Consider the following 5,481-nt stretch of genomic DNA (forward strand, 5'->3'; position numbering starts at 1 on the left):
GGCCGCGGGCGCCTTAACCGTCAATAACCGCTCAACAGCTTCAGCTGGGCTGGCCCGTATTTGGGCGGCAATCTGGGCTACAGCTTCGGTAACGTCACCAACAACATCACCAAGCCGTCGGGCTTCACCGGTGGTGTGCAGGGCGGCTTCAACTGGCAGAGCAGCAACATCGTCTTCGGTCTCGAAGGCGATCTGCAGTTCACCAATGCGGATGACACTTTCGCGCCGTGGAAGTTCTCGAACCCGTGGTTCGGCACCGTGCGCGGCCGCGTCGGCTACGCGATGAACGATTTGCTGTTCTACGGCACCGGCGGTTTCGCCTTCGGCCAGCTCAAGGGCCAGACCAGCCTGCTGACCACCGAAAGCCACACCGGGGCCGGCTGGACGCTGGGTGCCGGCGTCGAATACGCCTTCGCGCCGAAGATCAGCGCCAAGATCGAGTATCTCTACGTCAGCCTGCCGGAAAACAATTTCGCCATCACCGGCGTGCCGAACGCCTACCATTTCGGCGTGGTCCGCGCCGGCATCAACTATCACTTCTAACGGTCTCGATTTCCGCTTCGCGACCTCAAGAAACTGCACGAACAACTCCCGGCCCTTTGGGCCGGGATTTTTCGTTTGACGTCACGCGTGCATGGCTGGCCGCACGACGGACGCGTGTCGACACTCCACCCTTTCTGCCGTAGCCTCCATACATGCAAACTGGTCAGCCGAGCCGCACCGCATGGGGCGCCGCGTCGCTACGCGCGGCGCATCAGATCGTCGATGGAGGGCTGATCTTTTCCGATCCGCTGGCGTTGCGCATCCTTGGGGCCGACGCCGACCAACTGCGGGCCGAGGCGGACGAGCCGGGGCGCCAGCGACTGCGCTGGTTCATCGCGATGCGCAGCCGGCTCGCCGAGGATCTGCTCACCGCCGCGGCCGCGCGTGGCGTAGCTCAACTCGTCGTGCTGGGCGCCGGACTTGATACTTACGCCTACCGCTCGCCGATCGCGGACCGGCTGACAGTCTTCGAGGTCGATCACCCCGCCACGCAGCAATGGAAGCGCGATCAACTCGCCCGTGCCGGGATTGCGGCGCCGGCGACGCTGCGTTATGTGCCGGTCGATTTCGAGCGCGACATGCTGGCAGATCGACTGCTGGAAGCCGGCCACGATCCGGACCGGCCGACGTTCTTCACCTGGCTGGGCGTCGTGCCTTATCTCACCGAAGACGCGATCTTCGCGACGCTCCGCTTCATCGCCGGTTTGCCCGGCGGCGCCGAGGTGGTGTTCGACTATTCGGCGCCGGCCGAAGCCATCGCGTCGCAGGATGGCCGCGCCGCGCGCGCGGCGCTCGAAGCCCGGGTTGCCGCTGCTGGCGAACGCCTGCTCAGCCATTTTCAGCCGGCCGATCTTGCAGCGAAGCTGGCACAGATCGGCTTCGTCACCACCGACGATTACGACAGCGGCCGGCTGGCCGCTCGCTATCTGCCGGGCCGCACGCACACTGGCTCGGGCGGAGGCGCGCACATCCTTCACGCCATGACTACAAGGCCATGACGCAACAACGAACTGGAAGCGACGACGCGCAAACTGATCGCCCGCTTAGCCAATAATTAGGTGCACGTCAGCTGACGAGCACCATCCCGGCGCCGCCCAACCGCACATCCTCGACCCGCTGTGAGTCGGCTTAGCTGCTCAGGCTCCGCCGGCTACGCTCAGGACACCACCAGATTGACCGCCTTTGGCCCCTTGCCCTTCTTGTCGGGTTCGACCTCGAATGTGATGCGCTGTCCCTCGGTCAAATCCTTCAAGCCTGCGCGTTCGACTGCGGGGATGTGCACGAACACGTCGCGCCCGCCGTCGTCGGGTTTGATGAACCCGTAGCCGCGTTCTCCGTTGAAGAACTTGACCGTTCCCGTCATTGCCATTCCGGAAACTCCTCCCACCTCGGCTTTCCGATGCGCGTCAAGCGCGTCGGCACGGCCCTGGCAGTGCGCGGTCGGATCGCTCGGCCGGGAGCGGGACCGGTCGTCATGCCGGTCCTCAAAGTAATCGCTTAGCGGCCTTGTCACTCCGCCGCCCCCATTCGCGGAAGCGGAACGTAAAGCCAGTCCAATGAAATTCAGTGTAATACGGTTTTGTCGCAATTGCCTACGGCCGAGTTGCGACTTTTCGCGCCCTGGAAAGTACGTCGGCTGATTAGTCAGCCTTTGAGCATGTCCAGGCGGTATCGGCCGACCCCGCCGCGGCCGAGCGGGCGCTCCAGTTCGGGTAGGATGATCTTCAACTCGCTCGCCAGCGTCCAGGGCGGGTTGACGATCAGCAGCCCGGTCGAGATCAGGGCGCCATCGTCCTGCTGCGGTGCGACGCTGAATTCGAGCCGCAGGCATTTGCCGTCGCCGCCGGCCAGGCCGGCCACATGGTCCGCCAGCGCCTCGGTGGCCCGGCGCTGCTTGACCGGATACCACATCAGATAGATGCCGGTCGGCCATTTCGCGTGCGCGGTGGTGAAGCCGTCCGCCATGCGCTCGAACTCGTCCTTGCGCTCGAATGGCGGGTCGATCAGCACCAGGCCGCGGCGCTCTTTCGGCGGCAGGAAAGCGCTGAGCGCCTGCCAGCCGTCGAGATCGACAACGCGGGCCTGGGTGTCGCGGCGTAGCGCATCGATCAGGCGCTTGCGCGCGGTCGGCTCGATCTCGCAGGCGGTCAGCCGGTCCTGGGGCCGCAGCAGCGCGCGGGTGATCAGTGGCGAGCCCGGATAGGCAACCAGCTCTGCCTTCGGGTTGAAGGCGCGGACGATGTCCAGATAGGGCGCGATCAGTTCACCGGCCTTGTCGGAAAACCGAGCCTGCAAGGCCCGCGCGATCCCGGTGGTCCATTCGCCGCCGCGCTGCGCCTCTTCCGAGGTGAGGTCGTAGAGACCAGCTCCCGCATGGGTGTCAATGACGCGGAAGGGCGCCGGCTTGTCCTGCAGGTAGGTCAGGATTCGGGCCAGCACGATGTGCTTGACGACATCGGCGAAATTCCCGGCGTGGAAGGCGTGGCGATAATTCATCGCTGAGGTCTTAATAGGCTTCGCCCGCGAAGGGGAGGGGCGTCTGCACAACCCGCGGCTGCAGGGCCAACTGGCGGCGCGCGCGCGTCTGCACGCTCACCCACGTAAGAGTACCAAGTCGCGAGCCGGCACAGGTTCCCGAATTCGTTTGATCACAACGACTTTCTTCAATTTCTCCACATCCCTGAGGCTCCGCCTCCGGCGCCCAGGATCCGGGGTTAACGCGCTGTTTAACCCCCGATGTTAGGTCTGGGTGCAGCGAATAGTCCGGCGGTCGGGGTTCTGGATCGCGGGAGTGCCGGCTCGGCCGGAAGAGGTCTTGGCGATCGGCGCGGCTCTGCAGCCCGCGCCTGGTGGGAGTTGAAGATGGCGGTGGATTTGTCGATGTCGGTCCTGGTGGTGGACGACTACAGCACCATGATCCGGATCATTCGTAATCTTCTCAAGCAGCTCGGCTTCGAGCACATCGATGATGCCTCCGACGGCTCCGAAGCGCTCGCCAAGATGCGGACCAAGAAGTACGGCCTCGTGATCTCCGATTGGAACATGGAGCCGATGACCGGCTACGACCTTCTCAAGGAAGTGCGCGCCGATCCCAATCTGGCGACCACGCCGTTCATCATGATCACGGCGGAATCCAAGACCGAGAACGTGATCGCCGCCAAGAAGGCCGGCGTCAACAACTACATCGTCAAGCCGTTCAACGCCGCGACGCTGAAGACCAAGATCGAAGCGGTGTTCCCGGATCACGTCCCGGCGTAAACCGAGCTTCATCGACCGAGTTAGCAAACGCGCTCCGCAAGGGGCGCGTTTTTTGTTTGTGCACAGCGCGCTCCCTCTCCCCGCGCGCGGGGGAGAGGGTTGGGGTGAGGGGGCGCTTCAGCGAGTTTGAGCGGCTCGGCCTTGCGGATGCGCCCCCTCACCCGTCACGCATCTGACGATGCGTGCCGACCTCTCCCCGCACGCGGGGAGAGGTGAGGGACTGCGCCCCGGAATGACAAAAAGAGAGGCTCGCTAACCGCTTACTACCACCGCAACTCGCGCGTCAGCGCCTTCGGCGGGTGGCCGAACAGCTCGAGGATCGCCGCGTTGTCGAGGCGGTCGATGCCTTCGAAGGCGTCGGCGTGGATGCCGCGGGTGACGAACAAAAGATCGATGCCGAACGCCTGCGCGCCCTTGAGGTCGGTGCGGACCGAGTCGCCGATCGCCAGCACGCGGGCGGCCGGCGTCGGCGCGCCGCGGCGCTCCTGTGCGATCGCCATGGCGCGGTCGTAGATCGGCCGGTGCGGCTTGCCGTAGAAGATCACCTCGCCGCCGAGCTCGCGATACAGTTCGGCGATCGCGCCGGCGCAATAGATCAGCCGGTCGCCGCGCTCGACCACGATGTCCGGATTGGCGCAGACCAGCGTCAGCTTGCGCGCCAGCGCCTGCCCCATCATGTCGCGATAATCTTCGGCCGACTCGGTCTCGTCGTCGAATGGGCCGGTGCAGACGATGTAGTTGGCTTCCTCGAGCGGCGTCAGCCGGGCATCGAGCCCGCGATAGATCGAGTTGTCGCGGTCCGGCCCGAGCCAGAACACCGACTGGCCCGGATGCTCCGACACATAGGTGCGGGTCAGGTCGCCGGACGACACGATGGCATCGTAGCAGTCGTCCGGTACGTGCAGCTTGCGCAGTTGCCGTTGCACCGAATCCGCCGGGCGCGGCGCGTTGGTGATCAGCACCACGGTGCGGCCCTCGGTGCGCGCGGTGCGCAGCGCCTCACAGGCTTCGGGAAACGACTCAAGGCCGTTGTGCACGACGCCCCAGATGTCGCTGAGCACGACGTCGACGTCGGACACGAGCTCGCGCAGATGCTCGACGAACCGCAGAGTCGTCATCGGGAAAAACGGTCGTCAGACCGGCCCGGCAGCGCGCCGTGCCAGAGCGGCGTTGCCGGACGCACGCGGCGGATCGATCCGGATGGGCGGAACGCCCTGCCGAGGTTGGGCTGAGTCATGGTCGGGAATGCGATCCTGCTGAGTCGGCGCGGCAGAGGCCGGCGCGGAAGGCGCCGGGGCGGCCGCGCCCTCGGGCCGCAGCGGCCGGGGCGTTGCGAACAAAAATCCCTGCCCAAAGCGCACATCGTAGTCAAGCAGGTCGACCACCGCGCGTTCCCCCTCGATCCGCTCGGCGACGAGGTCGATGCCGAAGCGGCCGAGCAGGTCGGACAGATCCGCCGGATGGATGTCGGAGGCGGGATGCTCGCGCGGATCGAGCAGCAACGCTGCCGGCACCTTGATGAAGCGCACGCCGCGGTCGGCGAGGTCGCGCGGCTCGAACCGCAGGTCGGTGACGTGGTCGATCGAGAACCGGTAACCGCGCTGCGCCAGCGCGGCGAGATGCTCGGTCTCCAGCGCGCCGAGGGCGCGGAAGGTGCTTTGCTTGAACTCCAGCACGAAC

Annotated in this window: 6 protein-coding genes and 1 pseudogene; 3 read left to right on the plus strand and 4 right to left on the minus strand. The window is 65.6% G+C overall.

From position 1 onward, the window contains the following. Nucleotides 1-27 precede the first annotated feature (27 nt). Together I5M_RS00645 and I5M_RS00650 are read left to right on the plus strand one after the other, a co-directional pair. A pseudogene (locus I5M_RS00645) lies at nucleotides 28-543 on the plus strand (outer membrane protein); the annotation flags it as partial. 152 nt (nucleotides 544-695) lie between these two features. Continuing rightward, nucleotides 696-1,541, plus strand: a complete 846-nt coding sequence (locus tag I5M_RS00650; RefSeq protein ID WP_022719635.1) for a class I SAM-dependent methyltransferase — start codon at nucleotides 696-698, stop codon at nucleotides 1,539-1,541. A 158-nt stretch (nucleotides 1,542-1,699) separates the two neighbouring features. Here the strand turns inward: I5M_RS00650 and I5M_RS00655 are convergent, their stop codons facing one another. Both I5M_RS00655 and I5M_RS00660 read right to left on the minus strand, forming a co-directional pair. Beyond that, entirely contained in the window at nucleotides 1,700-1,912 is a 213-nt protein-coding gene (locus I5M_RS00655) for a cold-shock protein (RefSeq protein ID WP_031334868.1), read from the minus strand. A 275-nt stretch (nucleotides 1,913-2,187) separates the two neighbouring features. Then, on the minus strand, nucleotides 2,188-3,039 hold the full coding sequence (locus tag I5M_RS00660) for a 23S rRNA (adenine(2030)-N(6))-methyltransferase RlmJ (protein ID WP_022719637.1): 852 nt from the start codon (nucleotides 3,037-3,039) through the stop codon (nucleotides 2,188-2,190). Nucleotides 3,040-3,405: 366 nt separating this feature from the next. Between I5M_RS00660 and I5M_RS00665 the strand changes: the two genes are divergently transcribed. Beyond that, a complete protein-coding gene (locus I5M_RS00665) occupies nucleotides 3,406-3,801 on the plus strand; it encodes a chemotaxis response regulator CheY (protein WP_031334870.1) in 396 nt (131 codons plus the stop codon). A 263-nt stretch (nucleotides 3,802-4,064) separates the two neighbouring features. On the opposite strand, the gene I5M_RS00670 is transcribed toward I5M_RS00665, so the two are convergent. Together I5M_RS00670 and I5M_RS00675 are read right to left on the minus strand one after the other, a co-directional pair. Further along, nucleotides 4,065-4,919: a TIGR01459 family HAD-type hydrolase gene (locus I5M_RS00670; protein WP_022719639.1), complete on the minus strand. Its 855-nt coding sequence runs from the start codon at nucleotides 4,917-4,919 to the stop codon at nucleotides 4,065-4,067. A gap of 15 nt (nucleotides 4,920-4,934) precedes the next feature. Next, nucleotides 4,935-5,481 (minus strand): EAL domain-containing protein (locus tag I5M_RS00675; RefSeq protein WP_022719640.1); only part of this gene is annotated, 547 nt, incomplete at its 5' end.

The organism is Rhodopseudomonas sp. B29, from assembly GCF_000333455.1.
Taxonomy (GTDB): Bacteria; Pseudomonadota; Alphaproteobacteria; order Rhizobiales; family Xanthobacteraceae; genus Rhodopseudomonas.